The following is a 24,636-nucleotide window of genomic DNA, read 5'->3' as shown; positions in this document are numbered from 1 at the left end:
TGCAGTCGTAACAGCCTGCACAGGGGCATTTGGGCTTGCGCGACCCCGTGACTATTTGCTCAAGTCCGTCAACTTGACACAAGCCAGGCGGCACCCATGATCTGCATCGACGCGCTGCAATATGCCAACTGGTCCGAAAAGGTGTTTCGCCAGATGCGCGACGGCGGGCTGGACTGCGTGCATGTGACCATCGCCTATCACGAGACATTTCGCGAAACCGTTCTCAGGATTGAGGAATGGAACCGCCGGTTCGAAGCATTCCCAGACCTGATCCGGCTGGCCTATACCACCGCCGATATCCGCGCCGCAAAGGCAGAGGGCCGGACGGCAATCCTCTACGGTGCGCAAAACCCCTCCCCCATCGAAGACGATATCGGGCTGGTCGAGATCCTGCACCGCCTTGGCCTGCGGATCATGCAGCTTTCCTACAACAACCAAAGCCTCCTTGCGACGGGCGCCTATGAGGCCGAGGATCCGGGCCTGACCCGCATGGGCCGGGAGGTGGTGGCCGAGATGAACCGGGTGGGCATGGCCGTCGACATGTCCCATTCGGCCGAACGTTCCACCCTTGAGGCGATCGAGCGCTCGACCCGCCCCATCGCGATCACCCATGCCAACCCCCATGCATGGCATCCTGCCCTGCGCAACAAGTCCGACACGGTCCTGCGAGCGCTGACCGGCAGTGGCGGAATGCTGGGATTTTCCCTTTACCCCCACCATTTGAAAGACGGCAGCGCCTGCAGTCTGGAGAGCTTTTGCAGGATGATCGCCGACACGGCCGACCGATACGGCGCGGCGCATCTGGGGATCGGCTCCGATCTGTGCCAGGATCAGCCGGACAGCGTGGTGGAGTGGATGCGCACCGGCCGCTGGAGCAAACGGATCGACTTCGGCGAAGGCTCCGCCGAGGCGCCCGGCTTTCCGCCGCAGCCTGCGTTTTTCCGCGACAACCGCGACTTTCCGCGACTGGCCGAGGGCCTTGCGGCTGTCGGATTCGACAAATCCGAAATCGCTGGCATCATGGGCGGCAATTGGCTGGCTTATTTTGACCGGGTATTTGACGGTACCGATGGATGATCTGATCCAAAACTCTGCCCAGACGGAAGGCCTGCGTCCGCCCGCTCTGGTCATGCGGCTTGCCCGGATGGGCGCCAGCTTTCCCACCCGGTTGAGCTTTCTCAGGATCCTGATGCGGCGGCTGAGCAAAGAGCAGGTCAGGGTCACGCGGCGGTTATGGGAGATGACGCCCGAAGGGTATGGACGCGCGGTCTATACGCTCACACTGGGCGGCCACAGCTATGCGCTTGTGGCGTTTTCCCATCATCTGCCGCCCGAGGACCGGACCGACCGGGTCATCGCCGAGCGGTGGGACACGACCTATGCCCTGTTTGACGGGCTGCCCACGCCCGACGATCTCGACAGGCTGGCCGAAAACGTACCCCTGCAGGAGGCAGGCCGCATGTCGCAGCGCGAACTCGTGCTCAGCCGGGCCAACAGGAGCATGCGCCTCTTCGAACATGTGGTCTCGGCCCTGGCGCGGGGGGACCAGCCGGAGCCGGAGATACTGGACCAGACCGGCTATCTGATGCGCACCACGGCCGTTTACGGCAACGGCAAGTTCGGGCTGGCCGACCGCGCGGTGATTGCCGGGCGCCCCGGTTTGCGAGGGGCGTTTCAGGTCGAGATGCTGACCGTCTGGCTGATCCGGCATTTCACCCATGATCTGGCCGATCATATCGCCCATGCCCGCGCGCCCGGAACCGCCGTTTCGCTTTCCGCGGACACCCGCCGCCGACTGGGGATCGGCAACGCGACCGGCCTTGGCATGGCGCCGTTTCTGGTAACGCACCCGGAACTGATCCATTCCTGGGTCCATGCCCGCGAAACCGCGCTGGCGCGGGTCCGCGCCCTGCCGCGCGCCCGCGCGCAGGAACGCGCCATATTCGCCGATGTCCTGAACCGCGCGATTGCCCATGCCGCAAGCTGGTCTGTGCCCGACCCGGTGCAGATGGAGCGCATCAGGGAGCTGCGCACCGATCTTGCCGGCATCCGGGCGCTGACCGATAGTGGCAGCCTGCACGCACCCTACCCGTGGGAGGGGCTGCTGATCGCCGCGTCGGCCTGCGGGCTTGAAGCGCAGGAATGCCTGAACGCCCTTGTCATGGAGCCGTACGGCGCGCTGGTCGACGATCTGGCCGATGAGATGCAGTGCGGCCTGCCGATGCGGCTGGACCCGTCGATGCGGCTGTCCGATCTGGCCGGGATCATCCGGCATGACTATGCATGGGCGCTGAAGATCGATTTCGACCAGCCGGACGAGACCTATCAGTTCTGGTATGTGTCCGAGGACAAATCCGAACCCCGCCTTGGCGTGCGCTCCCGGGAACCGGGCGTGGAACTGGAAACCCGTCTGGATGTCGCCCGACAGGTTCAGGAGCTGTCCCACGCCGTTCACAGGGCACAACCCGCCGACAGTGTCGCGGCCTTTCTGATGCGCCACCCGGATCAGCGCCATATCGTTGAGCGGGTGCAGACCATCGCCGCGCACCCCTATGGTGAAATCCGCGACAACCTGATCGGGCGGGCCTGCCTGCCGATCGATCTGCTCCGCTTCAAACTGGCGTTTTTCGGGGCCACCCGGTTCGATCCGAAATCGGACCGCTGGACCCGGATCACCCTCTGCCAGGGCGCGCCGCTGGCCGGGGAGATCGCACAGGCGGACCCCGATGGCTGGGCGTTCTGGGCGCCGCCCGACGCAGGTGCGGCATGATCACACCATCGCTGAATGAAACCGCCAGACGGATGCGGGATGCCGCGCGCGGAGCGGGTTGGCCCGATGGGATCGCAACCGAGATCGGTCACGCCGCCGCATGGCTTGCCGCGCAGGGTGCCGACGGGGTTGGTGCCGCGCTGGCGGCCATCAAGGAGCCGTCGGGCCCGGTCGATGCGCGCCAGAACGGCGATGCGCTCTGGTATATCGGCCCGGCGCCGGTCGCCGTGGCCGGGCCCGCCGCGCTGGATCTGCTCTTCGCAGGCGAAGGCCCCGTTCATGTCACCTTCACCCATCACCGGACGCTTTTTCTGGGCCTGGCCGGATGGGCCTCGGCCCAGACAGGATACCGGATCGGGCTTGAAGGTGCGATCACCGTGCAGATCGAGGCAGGCCACCTGCTGGATGCGCCCCATACCGACCCGACCCGCCGCGATCTGGTATTGACGGCAAGACCCGGCCTTCCCGGCGCGCCCCTGTCCTGCGGCCGCCACGCGCCGTCTTCAGACGACTGGGAGGACGCGTTGCAACTTGCCAGCGGGACACTGGTGCAGGCCACCGCCGCATCGCGTGCCTTTGGCGCCGGGGCCGGCACCGGCGATGGCGATTGACCCCAAGATGAAAGAATGGCCCATGAACGAAATCCTCGGCCTTGACGATCTGGAGGCGCTGGCCCGCGATGTGCTCAGGCGCGCCGGTGCCAGCGAAATGGCCGCCGCATCCGTGGCGCGCTCGACCCGCGCGGCGGAGCGCGACGGCATTCGCAGCCACGGGCTGATGTATATCCCGATCTACGCCGAACATTTGCGCTGCGGCAAGGTGGACGGGCAGGCGGTCCCGCAGGTCACCGCGCCCAGGCCGGGGGCCGTGCGCGTGGATGCCGGCGCGGGATTTGCCCACCCGGCGATAGACGCAGGTTTCGACCGGCTGATCGGCGCGGCGCGCAGTCAGGGCATCGCGGCGATGACCATCTTCAACAGCTACAATTGCGGCGTGCTCGGCCATCATGCGGAACGGATCGCCGAGGCCGGCCTGCTGGGATTGTGTTTCACGAATGCGCCCGCCTCCATCGCGCCCTGGGGCGGCAGGACCCCGGTGATTGGCACCAACCCTTTCGCGCTTGGCGTTCCCGATGGCGCGGGCGGCGCGAAAATGGTCATCGACCAGTCCGCCAGCGCAATTGCCAAATCCGAGATCATGCTGCGGGCCCGCGAAGGCCGCAGCATCGACGCGGGATGGGCCTTCGACGAAACCGGCGCGCCCACCACCGATGCGGGTGCCGCGCTGAAGGGATCGATGGCGCCCGCGGGAGGGTACAAGGGCTTCGGCGCAGGGCTGATGGTGGAAATCTTCGCCGCCTGTCTCGCGGGTGCGACCCTGGGCAAGGATGCCGCCCCGTTCTCGGGCCCCCTCGGCGGACCGCCCCGCACCGGGCAGTGCTTCATCGCCGTTGAGACCGATGCCCTGTCCGGCGGGCAGTTCGGCGCGCGCCTGACCGATCTGGCCGAGGCGATTGCCGCGCAGGAGGGTGCGCGCCTGCCCGGCGCCAGACGCGCCGACGCACGAGCCCGGATCGAGGCCGACGGGGTGGCCGTGCCGCAGGATCTGCTGGAACGGATCATCAATTCATGACCGGGGCTTTCTAGAGATGCCCGGCAGCGCCCTCAAAGGTGTCTCCATCCGCGGGCTTGAGGTGTTCGAAGCCCTGGCCCGTACCGGATCCGTCGCGGGCGCCGCGGAACGGCTGGCGATGAGTGCGCCCGCGGTATCGCAGCAACTCAAGAACCTCGATGCGGCTCTGGGCGTGGAACTGATCGACCATTCCCGCCGGCCGATGACGCTGACCCCGGCGGGGCGCTTGTTTCTCCGGCGGGCGGAGGCGGCCCTGTCCGCCCTGCGCATGGGGCAGCGGGACGTGGTGGCGCTGGATCTGTCCGATCTCTCCTCGCTGAGGATGGGCGTGATCGAGGATTTCGAGAATGAGGTGACACCGAACCTTGCGTCGCATCTTGCGGAAACGATGCAGAATTGCGCGTTCCGGCTGCAAACCGGGGCCAGCCACGCGATGCAGGCGCTGATCACCGCGCGGGAGCTGGACATTGCGATCTGCGCCGCAGGGCCGAGTGTGCCGCCGAACACGGTCACCCATCCGCTGCTGAGAGATCCCTACATTCTGGCGGCCCCTCGCGGTATGGATGTTTCCGGGGGGCTGACAGCCTTGTCGGACCTCCCGTTTCTGCGGCGCGACATGAACCAGATCATGGGCAAGCAGATCGAGGAGTATCTGGCCACCCATGGCTGGACCCCTCCGCAGCGCTTCGAAATGGACAGCAATCAATCGATCAGCGCACTGGTGGCCGGCGGCAAGGGGTGGACGATCACGACGCCGCTGAGCCTTCTGCGGGCGGGACGGTTCGCAGACGGGATCGACGCGTTTCCCCTGCCGCAGGACGGGATCGCAAGGCAGATCGTGCTTTATGCAAGCGACGACTGGAGCGGCGACATTCCCGCCCAGATCGCAAGCATCGCGCGGGAACTGATTGCCACCCATTTCACCACCCCCGGACTGGACGCGATGCCCTGGCTGGCAAGCGAATTCGTGCTGCTGGACTGAGCGCGGCCGGGCGGGCATTGCGGAGGACGGCCCGGCATACCGGCAAGCCATAGCTTGAGCCCACCATCGGCCCGCATGGCCGCGCGCTATCCCTTGACCGCGCCGGCCGTCAGGCCCGATACGATCTGACGCTGAAAGATCATCACCAGAAGAAAGAGCGGGGCGGTGATCGACACGGCGGCGGCCACGGCCTCTACCTGATCGGTGGTGGTCGTTTCACGGTTGAAATACCCCGCGATGGCGGGAACCATCGTCTGATTGGTCGCATCGAGCAACAGCGACGTGACGAGAAAATCATTGTAGGCCAGAAGGAAGCTGAACAGGCCCGTGGTGATCACACCCGGCCACATCACCGGCATGATCACCCAGCGGAACGCCTGAAAATGGGTGCAGCCGTCGACGCGTGCCGCCTCGTCCAGTTCGGCGGGGATGTTCTGGAAGAAGCTGCGCAGCATCCAGATGGTGAAGGGCTGATTGATCGACACAAGAACCGCGATGACCGCCAGCGGCTGACCGTAGAGGGTGGGCGCATTATCCCCCAGGATCGGGCGCAGCCATTCGGCGGAGTTGATGAACACCGGCAGATAACCGGCCACCAGAACCGAATGCGGCAGCGCGCGGAACACCAGTGCGACGATCAGAAGCCAGAAGGCAAGGTTGGAGCCGGACCGCGCGAGCCCGTAGCCCGCAAGAGTGCCCACGGTCAACGACACGGTGACGACCCCGGTCGTGACCAGCAGTGAATTCAGGAAATTCCGGTAGAACTCGTTTTCGACCCAGACGGAGTGATAATGGACCGTGGTCAGGCCGAGAACCGGGTTGCCAAGCGGCCCGAGAACCGGGTTCAGCGCGCCCAGCACCACCGGCAGCACCCCGAGGAACACCACGACGAAGGCCAGGCCATAGGCCAACCCGCCGATGATCCACCCGGCCCAGACCTGACCGCCCGGTGACCACGCCGCGACCCGATCGGGCAGCCAGCGCATGGCGAACCGCACCGTCAGATACAGCACCGCCAGACCGGCCGCGATATCGAGGATCGAGAGGCCCTGCCCCGCCGCCCGGGTGGCCGGGCCAAGGATCACGTCAAGCGGGTTGGCGGCGAAGGCATCGACTGGCGCCTTGAAGCTCATCACCGCGATCCAGAAGATCGGGAAAGAGGCGATCAGGCACCAAAATGCAAGAAAGGCGGCCGAGCCCAGGCGGAGCGGAACGGGTTGGCGCATCGCGCGCGGCGTGTCGGGCATCAGTGGGGCGCCCCCTTGTGATCGCGCCATGTGCGCCGCAGCAGCGGGATCAGCAGAATGACGATCCCGACCATCGTCAACATGGCCGATGCCGAGGCCCGGCTATAGGCCCGGTTGCCCGCATCGTCGGGTTGCAGGAAATCATAGGTCAGCCATTGCAGGCTGATCACATGGGCCTGACTGGAAAAGCCCACGATCTCTTCGAACACGCGGTAGCTGTCCATCAGGTGGATAAGTGCGACGAATACGATCAGCGGCATGAGATGGGGGATGATCACATAACGCAGACGATCCCATCTTGAGGCCCCGTCGATGATAGCGCTTTCCAGCGTGTCCTGATTCACCGTCTGCAGGCCCGCATAGAAGATAACGAAGGCGAAGGGCGCCACGTGCCAGACCCGGTAGAAGAGCATCATCAGCTCGATCGTCCAGGCCTGGGCGAACAGGGCGAGATCGCGGTCCAGCCACATCTCGAGCGCCGATGTCAGGATACCGTCGCCTATGAAAAGCCAGCGGATCGAAAGCGCGCCGATCACCGGCGTGATGATGAAGGGCAGAAGCGAGATGAAGATAACGGGCCCCCTGATCGACCGGGCGGCGTTGTTCACCGCAAGCGCGATGGCCAGGCCAAAGCCGAGGACAAGCGGCAACGTGACCAGCGTGAACATCAGCGTGAACCGCAAAGCCGCCCAGAAATCGATCTGCATCAGGGCGTTGTAGTCAAGATCCCTGATCGCATCCCAGGCGCGTCCGGGCTCCAGAACACGGATATAGGATGTCAGACCGACCCATTCGGTGGTGGTGGTGATGTTGCCGTTTTCGTCGAGGATCGGGCGGGTCACGAGTTCGGTCGTGCAGGTCTGCGTCAGAAAGCCGGGGGTGCAGGTTTCAACCTCCACCTGTTCCACCACGGGCTGCGTGATCTGGAAGCTGCCCAGAAACACGCCGACCAGCGGAGCGGCGATAAACAGCAGCATCAGGAAGACCGACGGCCCGACAAAGCCTGCAAATGTCCTGAATCGCAAAGATCCGCCCCCCTTCTGAGAGACATTGACGGCGGCACCGGGCTATATTGCCGGCCCCCCGCCTTCGGCATGTGCTAGTCCAGCAGCCCGGCTTCCTGAGCGGCGGTGATATAGGCCGCCTCCGCCGCGGCGAGCGCTTCCTCGGCCGTGACGTCGCCGGTGAAATAGGCGGGCAGTTCGTTGCCAAGCGCCGTATGCATCAGCCCCATCTGGGAGGTCGACGGATAGGACAGCGGCGCAGGTTCGGCCGTGGCTGTCGCAATCGCTCCCTCGGCAAGCGGTGTCGGCTGATAGCCCCGAACCAGCCATATGGCGTCGTCGTTATTGGCCCTCACCATCTCCTCGTCGAGCCCCTCCATCGCGACGCGAAAGGCGTTTTCGGCCTCTTCGTCGCTGATATTGGCGGCGATCACGATCCCGTCCCACCACAATGTGGTGGCGGGTGCGCCGCCGGGCATCGCCGTTGGCGCGGCGGCGGTGGCGACCAGACCGACGACCTGGCTTTCCTCTTCGATATTCATGGCGGCGGCACGGCTGGCCCAGAGATTTGCCATGGCGATCCGGCCCTGCTGGAACTGCTGCTGGACATAGGTGCTGTCGGAGACGAGGTATTCCGGATCCATGTATTCCGTCATCCGCATCATCATCTCCAGCGCCCGCACCCCGGCCTCGGTGTTGACATTGGGGGTGCTGTCATCGTTCACGAACGTGCCTCCGAACCCGAGGAACATGTTATTGAAATCCTGCGCGATGTTCCAGCCGGCCCGCATCGTCGCGCCAAGCGGATAGTCGACGACGCCGGCCTCCCGGATCACTTCGGCGGCGGCCAGAACCTCCTCCCATGTCGCGGGAACGGGGATCCCGAGATCTTCGAGAATGTCGGCGCGATACATCAGATGCTGGGTATTCACCATCATCGCGACGGCAAGGATTTCGCCGTTTATGCGGATCAGCTGATTGGGGCTCAGATGCTGGCGGTATTCCGCGACCAGATCGTCAAGCGGTCGGATCGTGCCTTCGTTCATCAAGGGCGTGATCGTGCCGTTCGACACACCGCCGACATGGTAGAGCGACGGGTTCGCGGCAAAGGCGGACGGTTGTTTGGTTCGAAATTCCTGATCAAGCTCGGCGCTGACATTGCCACATTCCGCCATCGCTTCGGTGACCGCATTCCAGGCTTCGAAGGCGGCGCTGAGAATGCGCACTTCGGTTTCGTTCTCAAAGGCGCAATCGGCCGTTGCGGTGCCAGCTATCAGGCTGAGTGCCCCGGCCAGCGCAAGTCTCCTGATCATCATCAGATCTCTCCCGGTTGGTTTTCTCAAGTCCCCGCGCCTTGCAGAGATATCCTCCCATCTGCTTTGGCATCGGCGTTTCGCACTTGCAGGCCAGCGTCTTTCCGTTTGCATAGGTTTGCAAGAAAACGCTAGTTTCCCCCGCGGCAATTTGGCAAGCGTTTTCTCATGGATTTGCCGGAGGCGCCCAAAATGACCGATCCCAGATCAGAGATCCACGATTTTCTTGGCGGCCTGTTGCGATGCCGCGAGCCGGATCTCGAAGGCTACGCCGCCACCCGTCTGGCGGAGGACGCGGTTTTCCACATAAGTGCGCCGGTCGAACGGTTGCAGGGCCGTCGCGCCATTCTGTCGGGTTTCATCCGTCCCTTGCGCGCGGCATTGACCCATTTGAACAGACGGGACGGGCTGTTTTTCGGCGGGCGCAACACGCGCGCAAATGGGGGAGACTGGATCGCCAGCCTGACCCATTATGTGGGCCGTTTTTCCGCGCCGCTTTTCGGCATTCTGCCGGGCGACCGGTTGGTATTCCTGCGCGCCGGTGAGTTTTACCGGATCGAGGAAGGGCGGATCGTCGAGGCGCGGATCATCCTCGACCTGCTGGACCTGATGCGACAGACCGGGCGCTTCCCGCTGCCGTTTTCCTACGGGACGGAGATGACGTTTCCGGGCCCTGCGACCCACGACGGTGTGATCCCGCCGGACCGGGAGACCGGCGCCCGCAGCCTGGCCATCGTGGAGACGATGCTCGGCGCCCTGCATGATTATGACCCGACCACATTCGGGTCGCAGTCGCAGATCGGCAGCGACGGGTTATGGGATGATGACCTGATGTGGTACGGGCCGGGCGGCATCGGCTCCACGACCGGGTGGGACGGCTTCGTGGACCATCACCGCGCGTCTTTTCTGGGGGCTTTTCCCGACCGGAAGGGCGGCAATCACTACTGCCGGATCGGGGACGGGAGCTATGCAGCCGTCTCGGGCTGGCCGTCGATGACGATGACCCATCTGGGCCCCTATCTGGGCGTGGCACCGACCGGGCGCGCAATGACCCTGCGAGTGATGGATTTCTATCGCTGCACCGACCGGAAGATCGCCGAAAACTGGGTCCTTCTGGACTATATCGACCTTCTCAACCAGATGGGACGCGATCCGATCTCGGACTCAAACAGACTTGGCGGGCTTCCCGGCGAGTGAGCCGGCCCCGGAGACCATCGGGCTCGTGCCGCAGCGCGCGGAGGCCGCCAAAGCCTCATGACACTTCGCCGCACCGCCTGTCCGCATTGCGAAGTGGCCGCCCCGAAGGCTGAGTGCTGTCGAAAACCCCGAAAGGGGAAGCCCTTGATCCAACATCACAATTTCGGCATTAGTCAAGTAATTTACAATGCCTGGGCCGAAGTATGAAAATCTGTTACAGAAAAATCTTTTCCCGTCAGGAACATGTTCTGAATTTGCCGGATTCCTGTAATGTCCGAGCACCGGTTCCGCAGCGTAATGATCAAGTCCTTAGGTGGTTCGGAGCCGGGCGGAAATACCCGATCTGAGATGAGTGGGGCGGGGACGAACAGCCCCGAAAACATCGCCAGAACGGATTCCGTGATACGGTTGGGGAGGCTAACCATTTCATTCGGCCCGGCATGCCCGGGCTCCGGCCAAGGGGGGCGCCTCGCTGCGCTGATCCGGCCGGGATTGCGCCACGCGTGGGGCCCGCCCGGACCCCGAAGGCTCAGCGCGTTGTGCCGATGGGAACCGAGCCGAGACTCGTTAAGGGAGAGAGACCTTGCCCAAAGATACGCCCGATTTGCTGCCCGACGCCCATATCGATGCGGCCCGCTATGAGGAGATGTACGCCGCCTCCGTCAACGACCCCGAAGGGTTCTGGGGCGAGCATGGCAAGCGGATCGACTGGATCAAGCCCTATACCAAGGTCAAGGATACCTCCTTCGCCCATGACGACGTGCATGTGAAATGGTTCGAGGATGGCACGCTGAACGTGTCGGCCAACTGCATCGACCGGCATCTGGACAGCAGGGGCGACAAGACCGCGATCATCTTCGAGCCCGACGATCCGAATGACGAAGCCAGACACATCACCTACAAACAGCTCGCCAGGGAGGTCGGCACATTCGCCAATGTGCTGAAGGAATGCGGCGTGCGGAAGGGCGACCGCGTGGTGCTCTATCTGCCGATGATCCCCGAGGCGGCCTATGCGATGCTGGCCTGCGCCCGGATCGGGGCGATCCATTCCATCGTGTTCGCGGGGTTCTCGCCGGATGCGCTTGCCGCCCGGGTCAACGGGTCCGGCGCCAAGCTGGTGATCACCGCGGACGGCGCGCCGCGCGGCGGGCGCGTGACCGAGCTCAAGGACAACGTCAACAAGGCGCTGTTGCACAATGTGCTGGGCACAAGATGTCTCGTGGTCAAACGCACCGGCGATCAGGTTGCCTGGGTCGGCGGGCGCGACATCTGGTATGACGATCTTGCCGAGCGGGTCAGCAGCGACTGCCCGCCCGAAGAGATGAACGCCGAGGATCCGCTTTTCATCCTCTACACCTCAGGCTCCACCGGACAGCCGAAGGGTGTGGTGCACACCACCGGCGGCTACCTCGTCTATGCCTCCATGACCCACGAATACACGTTCGACTACAAGGACGGCGATGTCTTCTGGTGCACGGCCGATGTGGGCTGGGTGACCGGGCACAGCTATATCGTCTACGGCCCGCTGGCCAATGGCGCCACGACCCTGATGTTCGAGGGTGTGCCGACCTACCCCGATGCGGGCCGTTTCTGGCAGGTGTGCGAAAAGCACAAGGTCAACCAGTTCTACACCGCCCCCACCGCGATCCGCGCATTGATGGGCAAGGGCACCGGCTTTGTCGAGAAGTACGACCTGAGCAGCCTGAAACTGCTTGGCACCGTGGGCGAGCCGATCAACCCCGAGGCCTGGAACTGGTACAACGAGAATGTCGGCAAGGGCACCTGCCCCATCGTCGACACCTGGTGGCAGACCGAAACGGGCGGCCACATGATGACCCCCCTGCCCGGCGCCCATACCTTGAAACCGGGGGCCGCGCAGAAGCCGTTTTTCGGGGTGCAGCCCCTTGTGCTGGACCCGACCTCGGGCGAGGTCGTCGAAGGAAACGGGGTCGAAGGCGTTCTGGTGATCGCCGATAGCTGGCCGGGCCAGATGCGCACGGTCTATGGCGACCACGATCGTTTCGTGCAGACCTATTTCAGCGATTACAAGGGCTACTACTTCTCGGGCGATGGCTGTCGCCGGGATGCCGATGGCGATTACTGGATCACGGGCCGTGTCGACGACGTGATCAACGTGTCCGGCCACCGTATGGGCACCGCCGAGGTCGAAAGCGCGCTGGTCGCCCATGAGACCGTTTCGGAGGCCGCCGTCGTCGGCTATCCGCATCCGGTGAAGGGACAGGGCATCTATTGCTACGTGACCCTGATGAATGACGAAACGCCGTCGGACGAGTTGAAGAAAACGCTGTCGGACTGGGTGCGCCGCGAGATCGGCCCGATTGCGAAACCGGATGTCATTCAATGGGCGCCGGGGCTGCCCAAGACCCGCTCGGGCAAGATCATGCGCCGCATCCTGCGCAAGATTGCGGAGAACGATTTCGACAGCCTTGGCGATACATCGACGCTGGCCGACCCGTCCGTGGTCGACGAGCTGATCGAAAACCGTGAGAAGAGCTGAGGGGGTGGAAATGATGGCAGAGACCACAACCCGCCCGGTAAACCTGATTTTGCTGGGCCCCCCGGGTGCCGGCAAGGGCACGCAGGCCCGAATGCTGGAGGAAGCATTCGGGTTGGTGCAACTGTCCACCGGCGATCTGCTGCGCGGGGCCGTGGCGTCCGGCACACCCGCCGGGCTTGCCGCGAAAACCGTGATGGATGCGGGCGAGCTTGTCTCCGACGAGATCGTTCTGGCGGTGCTGAAAGAGCGGCTTGACGGCCCCGATCTGGCCAGGGGAACCATACTGGACGGCTTTCCCCGGACCGAGGCACAGGCCCGGGCCCTCGATACGCTTCTTGCTGCGAAAGGGCAGAAGATCGACGCGGCGATCAGCCTGAAGGTCGAGGACGAAGCGATGATCGCGCGTGTTGCGGGCCGCTATACCTGCGCCGCCTGCGGCGAAGGGTATCACGACGATTTCAAACAGCCCCGGGCAGAGGGCATGTGCGACAAATGCGGCGGCACGGAGATGAAACGCCGTGCCGATGACAATGCCGAAACGGTCCGCACCCGGCTGCAGGCCTATCACGCACAGACCGCACCGCTGATCGACTACTACAACGCACGCGGCACGCTGACGGAGGTGTCCGCCATGGGCGACATCACCGTCATTGCCGCTGATCTTGATGCCATCGTCGGCAAGCTGACGCAGGTGTCTTAACCGGAATTCGCCGAGGCCCGGACCCAACATCGGGTGGCGGCGAGTACAATGCCCGTCGGATCAAGGAGGGTCCGGCAGGCGATCACTCGAAGGGAGTAAGCAATGGCAGAACAGCCAAATAACAACGCGTACTGGGCCGCGAATATCCGTCTGGTCACCATCTGCTTGGTGATCTGGGCAATTGCGTCCTACGGATTCGCGATTCTGCTTCGCCCGATGCTTTCCGGCATCGCGGTGGGCGGCACGGACCTGGGCTTCTGGTTTGCCCAGCAGGGATCCATCCTCGTCTTCCTCGTCCTGATCTTCTTCTATGCATGGCGCATGAACAAGATCGACAAGGAACATGGCGTGGACGAAGAGTAAGGGACGGACCAGACCATGGATCAGACAACACTCAATATCATCGTTGTGGGGCTGTCGTTCGCGCTCTACTTCGGGATCGCGATCTGGGCCCGAGCGGGCTCCACGTCGGAATTCTATGCCGCCGGACGGGGTGTGAACCCGGTCGTCAACGGCATGGCCACCGCGGCCGACTGGATGTCGGCGGCTTCCTTCATCTCTATGGCGGGCCTCATCGCCTTTGTCGGCTACCAGAACTCCACCTTCCTGATGGGCTGGACCGGCGGCTACGTGCTGATGGCGATGCTCCTTGCACCCTACCTCCGCAAGTTCGGCAAGTTCACCGTCCCGGAGTTCATCGGCGACCGCTACTACTCGAACACGGCGCGCGTCGTGGCCGTTGTCGCGTTGATCATCATCTCGGTGACCTACGTGATCGGGCAGATGACCGGCGCGGGCGTGGCCTTCTCGCGCTTCCTTGAAGTCAGCTCGACCAACGGTCTGCTGATCGCTTCGGCCGTCGTCTTCGTCTACGCCGTTCTCGGCGGGATGAAGGGCATCACCTACACCCAGGTGGCGCAGTATTGCGTTCTGATCATCGCCTATACGATCCCGGCGATCTTCATCTCGCTGCAGCTGACGGGTAATCCGATCCCGGGCCTCGGCCTGTTCTCGGATATGTCCGCCGGCAATACGGGCCAGGGCACGCCGCTTCTGGTCACGCTGGACGGCCTTCTGACCGACCTCGGCTTCAGCGCCTACACCACGGGCTCCTCGCCCTGGCTGATGGCCCTCTTCACCCTGTCGCTGATGATCGGTACCGCGGGTCTGCCGCATGTGATCATCCGCTTCTTCACGGTGCCGAAGGTGGCCGACGCACGCTGGTCCGCCGGCTGGGCGCTGGTGTTCATCGCGCTGCTGTACCTGACGGCTCCGGCCGTGGGCGCAATGGCACGTCTGAACATCACGACCACCATGTGGCCAGAAGGTGTGCAAGGCGAAGCCGTGGCGGTCGAGGACCTGCCGAACTGGTTCGAAACGTGGCAGGTCACCGGCCTGCTCGGCGTCGAGGACAAGAACGGTGACGGCCGCATCCAGTACTACAACGACAGTTCCGAAGAGATGCAGGCACTGGCGGCTGAACGTGGCTGGGAAGGCAACGAGCTCGTCACCTTCAACCGTGACATCCTCGTGCTCGCCAACCCGGAGATCGCGCAGCTTCCGGGCTGGGTTATCGCGCTGATCGCCGCCGGCGGCATCGCGGCGGCCCTCTCGACAGCGGCGGGTCTGCTACTGGCCATCTCCTCGGCCATCAGCCACGACCTCATCAAGTCGGTGATCAACCCGGGTATCTCTGAGAAAGGCGAACTTGTGGCCGCCCGAATCTCGATGGCCGGTGCGATCGTACTGGCGACATGGCTCGGGCTCAATCCACCGGGCTTCGCGGCGCAGACCGTGGCTCTGGCCTTCGGTCTGGCGGCGGCATCGCTCTTCCCGACGCTGATGATGGGGATTTTCTCCAAGCGGATGAACTCCGCCGGGGCGACAGCAGGGATGCTGGCCGGTCTGATCCTGACCTGCCTGTATCTGTTCACCTATCTGGGCTGGTTCTTCATCCCCGGTACGAACATGCTGGAAAACACCGCATCGAACTACCTGTTCGGCATCCCGCCGACCCATTTCGGGCCGATCGGTGCAGTGGCGAACTTCCTGGTTGCCTATCTGGTGAGCCGTGTCACGGCAGAACCGCCGCAGCACATCCAGGAACTGGTGGAATCTGTCCGTATCCCCCGCGGGGCGGGTGCGGCGACAGACCACTAGGGGATTGCGCCTTTCCAGGGCCTGCGTCACCGTGGGCCCTGCTACATCATGGGCGCATCCCGCCTGATCGGGATGCGCCCTTTCCAGTTCAGCGGGCGTTTGGACACATGACCTTCGATCTTGCCACGATCCTGACCCAGACCCATCCCTATGACAGCCTGCCCGCGGAGGATCAGGCGCTGCTGGCCGGAGAACTCTCCGAAGTCACGTTCGACACCAACGAGGTGATCTACCGCATCGGCGCACCGCAGACGGCGCTCTTCCTCATCCTGAGCGGCCGCGTGAACATCACCGATGAGACGGGCGAGCTGGTCTCGATCCTCGGTCCGAAGAACTCCTTCGGGGAACGCGGCCTGATGAAGGACGGCATGGCCGCCGTCACCGCCACCGCGGCGGAGCCCACCACGCTTGTCGCCATACCGGCCGAAATTTTTCACCGGCTGATCGGCGAACATCCGGCGGTCCGCCGGTTTTTCGACCGGACCCGGCCCGCCATGGCCCGCAAGCAGGACCTGACGACCATGGCCCTGTCGGACATCATGACGCCCGGGCCTTTGACCTGCCCTCCCGGCACGTCGCTGATCGAGGCCGCACGGATGATGCGCGACCGGCGCGTGTCCTGCGTGATCGTCTCCGAAAAGGGTGAAGCGAGCGGTATTCTGACCACCCGCGACCTGACCAACAAGGCGCTGGCGGAGGGGCTGGCGTATGACACCCCCGTCAGGCAGATCATGACGCCCGATCCGATTACGCTGCCGCCCACGGCGCTGGTTTCGGACGTTCTTCATGCCATGGTGGAACGCGGCATCACCCATATGCCCGTGACCGACGGCGGGCGGCTTGTCGGCATTCTGACGCAGACCGATCTGACCCGGTTTCAGGCCACATCCTCGGCCGCGCTGATCGAAGAGATCACCTATGCGCAAAGCACATCCGCGCTGGCCCAGATCGTGGGCCGCATCCCGCAGCTGCTGGTGCAACTCGTGGGGGCCCACAACGCCCATCAGGTCGTGACGCGGCTGATCACCGATATCGGCGATGCGACCACGCGGCGGCTGCTTGCGATGGCCGAGGAAAAACTCGGCCCCCCGCCCGTGCGCTATCTTTGGCTTGCCTGCGGATCGCAGGGCCGGCAGGAGCAGACCGGCATTTCGGATCAGGACAACTGCCTGATCCTGGACGATGCCACGACCGAGGCGGATGACGCCTATTTCGCAGCGCTGGCCAAATTCGTCTCCGACGGCCTTGACGAGGCGGGGTATTTCTATTGTCCGGGCGACATGATGGCGACCAACCCGAAATGGCGCCAGCCGCTGAGCACATGGCGGAAGTATTTCCGGGGCTGGATCGCCAAGCCGGACCCGGAGGCACAGATGCTGGCCTCTGTCATGTATGATCTGCGCGCGATCGGCGGCGACGCGGAGCTGTTTTCGGGATTGCAGGAAGAAACCCTCGCGCAATCGGCCAAGAACAGCATCTTCGTGGCCCACATGATTTCCAATTCCCTCAAGCATACGCCGCCGCTTGGCCTGTTTCGCGGCTTCGCCACCGCCCGCACGGGCGAGCACAAGAACATGATCGACCTGAAGCACAGCGGTGTCGTGCCGGTCGTCGATCTGGGGCGGATCTATGCGCTGCGGGGTCAGCTGACCCAGGCCAATACCCGGGCGCGTCTGGTTTCGGCGGTGGAGACGGGCATCATCTCCGCCACCGGCGGGCGTGACCTGATCGACGCCTATGACATGATTGCCGATACCCGGCTGGCCCATCAGGCCGCACAGATCAAGCGCGGCGAAAAGCCGGACAACTTCATGCCGCCATCCGATCTGAGCGATTTCGAACGCAGTCATCTGCGCGACGCCTTCGTCGTCGTCAAAACCATGCAATCCGCCGCCGGCTCCCGCGGCGGTCATCTGAGCTGACAGGAAAACCGCCCATGTTCTTCACCCTTATCGCCACTCTTTTCGCCGGGCTTGCCGGTGCCGGCATGGTGATGCTGCTCAGAACCATACTGAAGGACCGGGTTCCGAAATGGGCGACACCGATTGCCGCCGGTGCCGCCATGATCGCCGCGACCATCGGCAGCGAATATGCCTGGTATGATGGCACGTTGCAGACCCTGCCCGCGGGAATGGAGGTGGTCGCGACGCGCGAAAACCAATCCTGGTGGCGTCCGTGGACCTTTGTCGTTCCCTATACCGACGGGTTCGTGGCCGTCGATCAGAGTTCGGTTCGCACCAATGACGCCGTGCCGGGCGTGCATTTGCTGAATGTCTATGTCTTCGCGCGCTGGCAGGCGGCAACGCAAATCCCGTCGCTCGTGGATTGCATCCGCAACCGCCGCGCCGACGTCATCGACGGGATCGAGTTCGACGAAAACGGCACTCCGATCGATGCCGACTGGCGCGAGGTCGCGCCCGACGACGCCTTGCTTGCCGCCGTCTGCGTGGAGGCCGTCAGCTGAACCACCGGCCGGGAGGGGCCGACACCCGCGGGTAGGAGGAGGCCCGCAGCCATGTTTACCCATCTCAGTCTGCGTTTGCGCATATTCCTGTTCTTCGCCCTTCTGGCCGTCGGCGGCTCCGCCCTGATGATCGCGGGGCTGACGCTCGGATACATCCGTCTGGGCGAAGACCATGCCCTGCCGAGCTTCGTGATCGCGGGTGCCATCGGCGTCTTGGCGATTTTCGGGCTGACCGCTTGGGTCTGGGTTCTGTTCGATGAAAACGTGGCCCGCCCGGTGGAAAGACTGGCCGCCGACATGCGGGCGAGGGCCCATGCCGATGTCGATCTGGATATCGACCACGCACCGGCGCGTTATCTGGGCGATCTGGCCCCTGCTGCGGCGGCGGTGGCCTCGAACCTCACCGAGACGCGCAACGCCATGGCGCAGGCGATCGGTCGCGAGACCGCACGGCTCGGCCTTGAGAAATCGCGGCTGGAAACACTTCTGGCCGAGGTGCCGGATGGTGTTCTTTTCTGCACCCCGGATCACTGCGTGGCGCTTTACAACGGCCAGGCCCGCACAGTTCTGGACAACAGCCCGGCCCTGGGGCTCAACCGGTCTCTGGCCGATGTGATCCTGCCGGGCCCGGTGCATCAGGCCTATGAGCGGCTGCTGGCCGCCGAAGCGCAGGAGGGCGCGGATATTCTGTGTGCCACCAAGGCAGGCGCAAAGCTGCTTGAGGCGCGCATGCGGCTGATGTGGCTCGACGCGCAGGAAACCAAACAGCCGGGCTATATTCTGAGCTTGCGGGATGTGACGACCGATCTGAAGATCCACGCAGAGCGCGCCCATCTGCTGAACTCCCTTCTTGATGCGGCGAAAGGGGCCGTCACCAGCAAGGACCCGAGCGCGATGGAGTACCTTGTCAGCACCACGGCCGAGGTGGCCGCCCGCAAACCCCTCACGGATACCGCATGGTGGCCGATGGAAGCCCTTGCCGCGACAGATCTGGGCGCGGCGCTGTCATCACGGCTGAAACGCAAGGGCGTGCCCATTTCCACCGATCTGCCCGCCCTGAAACTGCGCTGCGACGGGTTCGCGGTGACCCGGCTTCTGGAACGTCTGGCGCTGGAATGGGCGGCGGCGGGCGCCAGCGCATTGAAACTCGGCTTTGCGGATGACACGCAGAGCACGGGCCGGCTTGTGTTATCAGCCACGGGCGCCCCGCCCGACAGCGAAACGCTGACGCGCTGGCTGGCCACGCCGCTCAGTCCGGGTCTGGCGCAGTTTGCCGGCCGGGACGTGCTGGTGACGCATGCCACGAGGCTGGTTCCCGACCCCTCCGGCGCGCTCCATCTGACCCTGCCGCTCGCGGATCCGCGGCCCCGCGGCACCGCACGGGTGATCCAGTATGATTTCGAGCTTTTGCATGCGGATATCCCAAAGGAGATCGCGGAGGCCGCGCTCAGGCAGTTGAACTACGTGGTGTTCGATACCGAAACCACGGGGCTGAACCCGCAAGTGGACGAGATCTGCCAGATCGCCGCCGTGCGGATCGTGAATGGCAAGATTGTCGACAGCGAGCGGTTCGACATGCTGGTTGACCCGGGGCGGCGCATTCCGCAGGGCTCGATCGAGGTGCATGGCGTGACCAACGAAATGGTGAAGGGCGCGCCATCGGTCGCAGAGGCGTTGAAACGGTTTCACGCCTATGCGGATGGCGCGGTTCTTGTGGCCCATAACGCCCCCTTCGACATGAGTTTCCTTCAGCGCCGCGAGACCGAGATAGGCGCGCGCTTCGATCAGCCCATTCTGGATACGGTCCTGTGTTCGGCGATCCTGTTCGGGCAATCGGCCGATCACACGCTGGATGCGCTTTGCCAGCGGCTTGGCATCACGATCCCCGAGGCCGACAGGCATACGGCAATCGGCGACGCCATCGGCACCGCGGCGGCCTTTCGCAAGATGATCCCGATGCTGGAAGCGGCAGATCTGCCCAGTTTGGGGGCAACAATCAAGGCTTTCGACAAACATGCCCGCCTGATCGAGCATCTCAATTGACGTGAGGCTGCAGGTGCAGCATTTTCTTTTAGAAGAATCACGAAAGGATCTCAGATGGCGCGTATACCGCTTTACCGCAAGGCCGAAACGGAAATGCTGCGGCGCATCAAGACCGGCGAATGGCCCGTCGGCCAGCGGCTTGGAAACGAGTTTCAGCTGGCCGAGGAGTTCGGCGTAAGCCAGGGCACCATGCGCCGCGCGCTCATCACGCTAGAAGGCCAGGGCTTTCTGGCGCGAAAACCGGGCCGCGGCACCATCGTGGCAGACCCCGGCGATACCGGCGATGACGCGACGGCCCGGACCGGTTTCGACCGTTTGGCCACGCCCGGGGGCGAGCCGCCCGACCTTGCGGTGTTTCGAAGCCGCACGACCGGCCGCCGCGCCGAGGCCGCGGAGGCAGAGATGCTGGGCGAGGCAAGGGCCCTTGTGGTGGAACGAATGCTCAAACGCGGCTCTCGCCGGTTCGCGCAGGATGAGATCAGCCTGCCGGAGAGCCTGCTTGAGGATCTGGATGGCGAGGCGGCGGTGACCCTGCCGGACCTGTTATCCGCGCATGGTCTGGGCGTCGCACAGATCGAGGACCGGATTACCGCCGAGCTCAGCTCGATGAGCGAGGCGGTCGCCCTAGAGGTCGACCGCAACACGGCGCTTCTGGTACTCAGACGGGTCGCGAAGGATGCGTCGGGCAGAGTTCTGGCCATTCAGGTCATGAAAATGGCCAGCGACGATGTGGGCTATACAGTCAGTCTTGTCGGATGATCCAGCCGGTCACCCGATAGCCCATCACAGCCCAAGGAAGCCGCCCACCCGATTTGCGTATTTGACGGAATCCGTCAGAGCCCGTCGATGCAGACGTATTTCGTATCGAGATAATCATCGAGACCCTGGCTGCCGCCCTCCTTGCCCATGCCGGATTCCTTAACCCCGCCGAACGGCGCCTCGACCGTCGTGATCAGGCCGGAATTGATGCCGATCATGCCATATTGCAGCCCGTCGTTCAGACGGAAGGCGCGCGCGAGATCGGTCGTGTAGGCGTAGGATGCGAGGCCGAACACCGTATCATTGGCCATGGCAATCGCCTCCTCCTCCGTTTCGAAGCGGAAGACCGGCGCAAGCGGCCCGAAAATCTCCTCCTGCGCGAAGGCCATGTCCTGGGTGGCCCCGGTCAGCACGGTTGGCTCGAAGAACTGCCCGCCCAGGGCATGGCGATTGCCGCCAACCGCGACCTCCGCCCCCTTGGATGTGGCATCGGCAAGCAGGCATTCGACCTTTTCCACCGCCGCCATGTCGATCATCGGGCCCTGCTCGACACCATCCTCGCGCCCGTCGCCGACTTTCATCGCGCGGGTCTTCTCCACCAGTTTCTCGACGAAGGCGTCATGGATGCCGGACTGCACATAGATGCGGTTCGCGCAGACGCAGGTCTGCCCCATATTGCGATACTTGGACATCATGACGCCCTCCACCGCAGCGTCCAGATCGGCATCGTCGAACACCAGAAACGGTGCGTTGCCGCCCAGTTCCATGGAGACTTTCTTGACCGTGTCCGCGCTGCCCCGGATCAGCTCCTTGCCGACCGCGGTGGAGCCGGTGAAGGTAATCTTGCGCACCTCGTCGCGTACCATCATCGCGCCCGCGATTTCCTTGGCGGACCCGGTGAGGACGTTCACGGTGCCGGACGGAAAGCCGACCTCCTCGGCCAGCGCGGCCCATGCAAGACCGGAATAGGGGGTGGCTGTGGCAGGTTTGGCCACGACGGTGCAGCCGACAGCCAGCGCAGGCGCCAGTTTGCGGGCAAGCATGGAGGACGGGAAATTCCACGGCGTGATCATTCCCACCACGCCAACCGGATGCCGGGTCACGAGAATGCGGCGGCCGTTGACGCCTGCGGGCACGATCTCCCCCTTCGCGCGGCGCGCTTCCTCGGCGAACCAGCGGACATACTGGGCGCCGATGGCGATCTCGCCCGTCGCCTCCGCAAGCGGCTTGCCCATCTCCACGGTCAGCAACTCCGCCAGATCGGCCTGATTGTCCATCAGCGCGTCATGCAGCTTCCAGAGCAGATCGAGCCGATCCATGAGCGCCATGCCCGAGAACGCCGGGAACGCCGATTGCGCGGCGTCGATGGCGCGCAGCGTCTCGGCCTTCCCGGCCTTGGGAACAGTACCGATGACCTCGCCGCTGGCGGGGTTCTTCACGTCGATGGCCGCGCCATCATCCGCGCCAACCCATTGGCCTGAAATGAAATTCTTCTCGCGCAGCCAGGTCCGGTATCCGCTCATGCCAACTCTCCCATTCTCAAGGCTACATCCAGCATCCGGCAGGAGAAGCCCCATTCATTGTCGTACCACCCGAAAACGCGCAGCATCCCCCCTTTGGACCGCTTGATCTCCGGCCCGGCAATCACGAGAGATTCCGGACGGGCGCGCAGATCGGACGACACAAGGGGCTGGTCGGTGAACCCCAGAATCGGGCCCGCGGTTCCGCGCAACATTTCCCGCGCCTCGTCGGCGGTGGGGGCGTCTTCCGTGATGAGCGCCAGATCGATCGCGGACACACTGGCCGTGGGCACCCGCACCGCCGAGCCCGTGATGCGCCCCGCAAGATGCGGCAGGACCAGATCGACCAACGCTTCGGCACTGGTGGAGGTCGGCACCATCGACAGGGCCGCGGCGCGGGATCGCGCCAGATCGCCGGTTGGCGCATCCACGGTGGGCTGGCTGCCGGTATAGCAATGAATCGTCGTCATCAACGCGGTTTGCAGACCATAGGCCTCGTCCAGCACCTGAACCAGCGGCGCGACGGCATTGGTGGTGCATGATGCGTTGGAAACGATGCGATGGGCGGGCGCCAACAGATCGTCATTCGCCCCCAGAACCACGGTCAGATCCGCCTGCGGCGACGGGCCGGAGATCAACACGCGGGCAGCACCCGCCGCAAGCCCGGCCTCCGCCACTGCGCGATCCTTGGCGCGACCAGTGCATTCCATCAGGATATCCACATCCGCCAGCGGCACCGCGCCCAGATCGGACACATGCGAAAGAGGAATGCGGCGCCCGTCTATCACCAAAGCTCCCGGCGCCGTCTCGACCGTGCCCGGATAGGGGCCGAAAACGCTGTCATACTGAAACAAATAGGCGCAGGTTTCGGGCGGCGCGATATCGTTGATCGCAACGATCTCCACCCTGGGCCAGTCCGCCCGCGTCAGAGCTGCACGCAGAACCGAGCGCCCGATACGCCCGAACCCGTTGATCGCAACCCGAACCGTTCTGGTCATCTTGCCGTCTCCTTGCCCCCTGCCTACTCATGCACCCGCGGCGCAGGGGACGCAACGGTTGGCACACCGAACCGGGCCTCCCCGACCGAGAAGCGTTTTACAAAGCATCGGCAACACGCCAATATTCGCACCAAGGGGAGAGAGGGACTTTCATGCGAACACAGGTTGCCATCATCGGCGGCGGACCATCGGGCCTGCTGCTGTCTCAGTTGTTACATCTCCGCGGCATCAGTTCCGTCGTTCTGGAACGCAAGACGAAGGACTACGTTCTGGGCCGCATCCGCGCCGGTGTGCTTGAACAGGGGCTTGTCCGGCTGATGGAAGAGGCCAATGTCGCCGGGCGAATGCACCGCGAGGGCTTTGTCCATGACGGCACGTTGGTGGCCTATGGCGACGAGATGTTCCATGTGGATTTCAAGGCCCATACCGGGTCGGGCGTCATGCTCTACGGACAGACCGAGCTGACGCGCGATCTCTACGAGGCGCGCGAGAAGGCCGGCGGAGAGTTGATTTTCAATGTCGAGGATGTGGAGATTGCGGGCGCCAATACCGATTGCCCGCAGGTGCATTACCGCGTTGGCGATAGGATCCATCAGCTGAATTGCGATTTCGTGGCCGGCTGCGATGGTTTCCATGGGGTCAGCCGCCGGACGATTCCCACGGACCAGAAGCGCGAATACGAGAAGGTCTATCCCTTCGGCTGGCTTGGCATCCTGTCGGAAACGCCGCCTGTGAACGACGAACTGATCTACTCCAACTCCGAGAGGGGCTTTGCGCTGTGCTCCATGCGCAACGCGAGTCTGAGCCGCTACTATATCCAGTGTTCCCTGTCGGACCGGCCCGAGGACTGGACCGATCACGCCTTCTGGGACGAGTTGAAGCGCCGCATCCCGGCCGAGCAGGCCGAAGCGATTGTGATGGGGCCGTCGATCGAGAAATCCATCGCGCCCTTGCGGTCCTTCGTCTGCGAGCCGATGCGATGGGGGCGGCTGTTCCTGTGCGGCGATGCGGCCCATATCGTGCCGCCCACCGGGGCCAAGGGGCTCAACACCGCCGCGTCCGATGTGCAGTATCTCTACACCGGGCTTCGCAGATTTTATGAAGACGGCGACATGGAGGGGCTGGACAGCTACTCCGCCAAGGCGCTGGCACGGGTCTGGAAGGCCGAGCGGTTCAGCTGGTGGTTCTCCTCGCTCATGCATCGCTATCCGGATCAGTCGATGTTCGATCACAAAATGCAGATTGCCGAACTTGAATTCCTGCGCAGCAGCGATGCCGCGCAAAAGGCCATGGCCGAGAATTATGTCGGCCTGCCCTACTAGACGAGGC

General features: G+C 64.0%; 20 protein-coding genes. 15 read left to right on the top strand and 5 right to left on the bottom strand.

Going from position 1 to position 24,636, the window contains the following annotated elements; genetic code table 11:
• Positions 1–96: 96 nt before the first annotated feature.
• The 5 genes from ACQ651_RS19070 to ACQ651_RS19050 are packed head-to-tail and all read left to right on the top strand — an operon-like array spanning position 97 to position 5,384.
• The gene (locus ACQ651_RS19070) at positions 97–1,077 is read left to right on the top strand and encodes a membrane dipeptidase (RefSeq protein ID WP_430450164.1); all 981 of its coding nucleotides are present in this window, start codon (positions 97–99) and stop codon (positions 1,075–1,077) included.
• Complete coding sequence (locus ACQ651_RS19065) at positions 1,070–2,770, top strand: hypothetical protein (protein ID WP_430450163.1); 1,701 nt, start codon at positions 1,070–1,072, stop codon at positions 2,768–2,770. Before ACQ651_RS19070 ends, ACQ651_RS19065 begins: the two co-directional genes overlap by 8 nt.
• Positions 2,767–3,381: a DUF3726 domain-containing protein gene (locus ACQ651_RS19060; protein ID WP_430450162.1), complete on the top strand. Its 615-nt coding sequence runs from the start codon at positions 2,767–2,769 to the stop codon at positions 3,379–3,381. Before ACQ651_RS19065 ends, ACQ651_RS19060 begins: the two co-directional genes overlap by 4 nt.
• Before the next feature lie 22 nt (positions 3,382–3,403).
• Complete coding sequence (locus ACQ651_RS19055; RefSeq protein ID WP_430450161.1) at positions 3,404–4,402, top strand: Ldh family oxidoreductase; 999 nt, start codon at positions 3,404–3,406, stop codon at positions 4,400–4,402.
• Positions 4,403–4,418: 16 nt separating this feature from the next.
• Positions 4,419–5,384: a LysR family transcriptional regulator gene (locus tag ACQ651_RS19050; RefSeq protein ID WP_430450160.1), complete on the top strand. Its 966-nt coding sequence runs from the start codon at positions 4,419–4,421 to the stop codon at positions 5,382–5,384.
• Positions 5,385–5,470: 86 nt separating this feature from the next.
• Here the strand turns inward: ACQ651_RS19050 and ACQ651_RS19045 are convergent, their stop codons facing one another.
• From ACQ651_RS19045 to ACQ651_RS19035, 3 genes are all read right to left on the bottom strand, one after another.
• Entirely contained in the window at positions 5,471–6,631 is a 1,161-nt protein-coding gene (locus ACQ651_RS19045) for a carbohydrate ABC transporter permease (RefSeq protein WP_430450159.1), read from the bottom strand.
• A complete protein-coding gene (locus tag ACQ651_RS19040) occupies positions 6,631–7,656 on the bottom strand; it encodes a carbohydrate ABC transporter permease (RefSeq protein WP_430450158.1) in 1,026 nt (341 codons plus the stop codon). The genes ACQ651_RS19045 and ACQ651_RS19040 overlap by 1 nt, the downstream gene beginning before the upstream one ends.
• A 74-nt stretch (positions 7,657–7,730) precedes the next feature.
• A complete protein-coding gene (locus tag ACQ651_RS19035; RefSeq protein WP_430450157.1) occupies positions 7,731–8,951 on the bottom strand; it encodes an ABC transporter substrate-binding protein in 1,221 nt (406 codons plus the stop codon).
• A gap of 189 nt (positions 8,952–9,140) precedes the next feature.
• Here ACQ651_RS19035 and ACQ651_RS19030 point away from each other — a divergent pair, with 189 nt between their 5' ends.
• The 9 genes from ACQ651_RS19030 (at position 9,141) to ACQ651_RS18990 (ending at position 20,789) form a co-directional block, all read left to right on the top strand.
• Positions 9,141–10,145 carry an ester cyclase gene (locus tag ACQ651_RS19030; protein ID WP_430450156.1) on the top strand — a complete coding sequence of 335 codons (1,005 nt, stop codon included), beginning with the start codon at positions 9,141–9,143 and terminating at the stop codon, positions 10,143–10,145.
• Between the two features lie 583 nt (positions 10,146–10,728).
• Positions 10,729–12,663 carry an acetate--CoA ligase gene (gene acs / locus ACQ651_RS19025; RefSeq protein ID WP_227287357.1) on the top strand — a complete coding sequence of 645 codons (1,935 nt, stop codon included), beginning with the start codon at positions 10,729–10,731 and terminating at the stop codon, positions 12,661–12,663.
• Positions 12,664–12,673: 10 nt separating this feature from the next.
• The gene (locus tag ACQ651_RS19020) at positions 12,674–13,363 is read left to right on the top strand and encodes an adenylate kinase (RefSeq protein ID WP_227287358.1); all 690 of its coding nucleotides are present in this window, start codon (positions 12,674–12,676) and stop codon (positions 13,361–13,363) included.
• A 102-nt stretch (positions 13,364–13,465) separates the two neighbouring features.
• The gene (locus ACQ651_RS19015) at positions 13,466–13,726 is read left to right on the top strand and encodes a DUF4212 domain-containing protein (protein ID WP_227287359.1); all 261 of its coding nucleotides are present in this window, start codon (positions 13,466–13,468) and stop codon (positions 13,724–13,726) included.
• A 15-nt stretch (positions 13,727–13,741) separates the two neighbouring features.
• Positions 13,742–15,523 (top strand): sodium:solute symporter family protein, encoded by a 1,782-nt coding sequence (locus tag ACQ651_RS19010; RefSeq protein WP_375550788.1) that lies wholly within the window; start codon positions 13,742–13,744, stop codon positions 15,521–15,523.
• 107 nt (positions 15,524–15,630) lie between these two features.
• On the top strand, positions 15,631–17,445 hold the full coding sequence (locus ACQ651_RS19005; protein WP_430450155.1) for a DUF294 nucleotidyltransferase-like domain-containing protein: 1,815 nt from the start codon (positions 15,631–15,633) through the stop codon (positions 17,443–17,445).
• A 14-nt stretch (positions 17,446–17,459) separates the two neighbouring features.
• Positions 17,460–17,987: a hypothetical protein gene (locus ACQ651_RS19000; RefSeq protein WP_430450154.1), complete on the top strand. Its 528-nt coding sequence runs from the start codon at positions 17,460–17,462 to the stop codon at positions 17,985–17,987.
• Between the two features lie 51 nt (positions 17,988–18,038).
• Complete coding sequence (locus tag ACQ651_RS18995) at positions 18,039–20,030, top strand: exonuclease domain-containing protein (RefSeq protein WP_430450153.1); 1,992 nt, start codon at positions 18,039–18,041, stop codon at positions 20,028–20,030.
• Positions 20,031–20,084: 54 nt separating this feature from the next.
• On the top strand, positions 20,085–20,789 hold the full coding sequence (locus tag ACQ651_RS18990) for a GntR family transcriptional regulator (RefSeq protein ID WP_430450152.1): 705 nt from the start codon (positions 20,085–20,087) through the stop codon (positions 20,787–20,789).
• 74 nt (positions 20,790–20,863) lie between these two features.
• Here ACQ651_RS18990 and ACQ651_RS18985 read toward each other — a convergent pair whose 3' ends face one another.
• Both ACQ651_RS18985 and ACQ651_RS18980 read right to left on the bottom strand, forming a co-directional pair.
• Complete coding sequence (locus ACQ651_RS18985; RefSeq protein ID WP_430450151.1) at positions 20,864–22,312, bottom strand: NAD-dependent succinate-semialdehyde dehydrogenase; 1,449 nt, start codon at positions 22,310–22,312, stop codon at positions 20,864–20,866.
• Positions 22,309–23,307, bottom strand: a complete 999-nt coding sequence (locus ACQ651_RS18980) for a type I glyceraldehyde-3-phosphate dehydrogenase (RefSeq protein ID WP_430450150.1) — start codon at positions 23,305–23,307, stop codon at positions 22,309–22,311. Before ACQ651_RS18980 ends, ACQ651_RS18985 begins: the two co-directional genes overlap by 4 nt.
• Positions 23,308–23,459: 152 nt before the next feature.
• On the opposite strand from ACQ651_RS18980, the gene pobA reads away from it, so the two are divergent.
• A complete protein-coding gene (gene pobA / locus ACQ651_RS18975) occupies positions 23,460–24,629 on the top strand; it encodes a 4-hydroxybenzoate 3-monooxygenase (RefSeq protein ID WP_430450149.1) in 1,170 nt (389 codons plus the stop codon).
• Positions 24,630–24,636 lie beyond the last annotated feature (7 nt).

This window comes from Rhodophyticola sp. (assembly GCF_965284195.1).
GTDB lineage: Bacteria > Pseudomonadota > Alphaproteobacteria > Rhodobacterales > Rhodobacteraceae > Rhodophyticola.
This window is presented reverse-complemented; position numbering and strand designations above follow the sequence as displayed.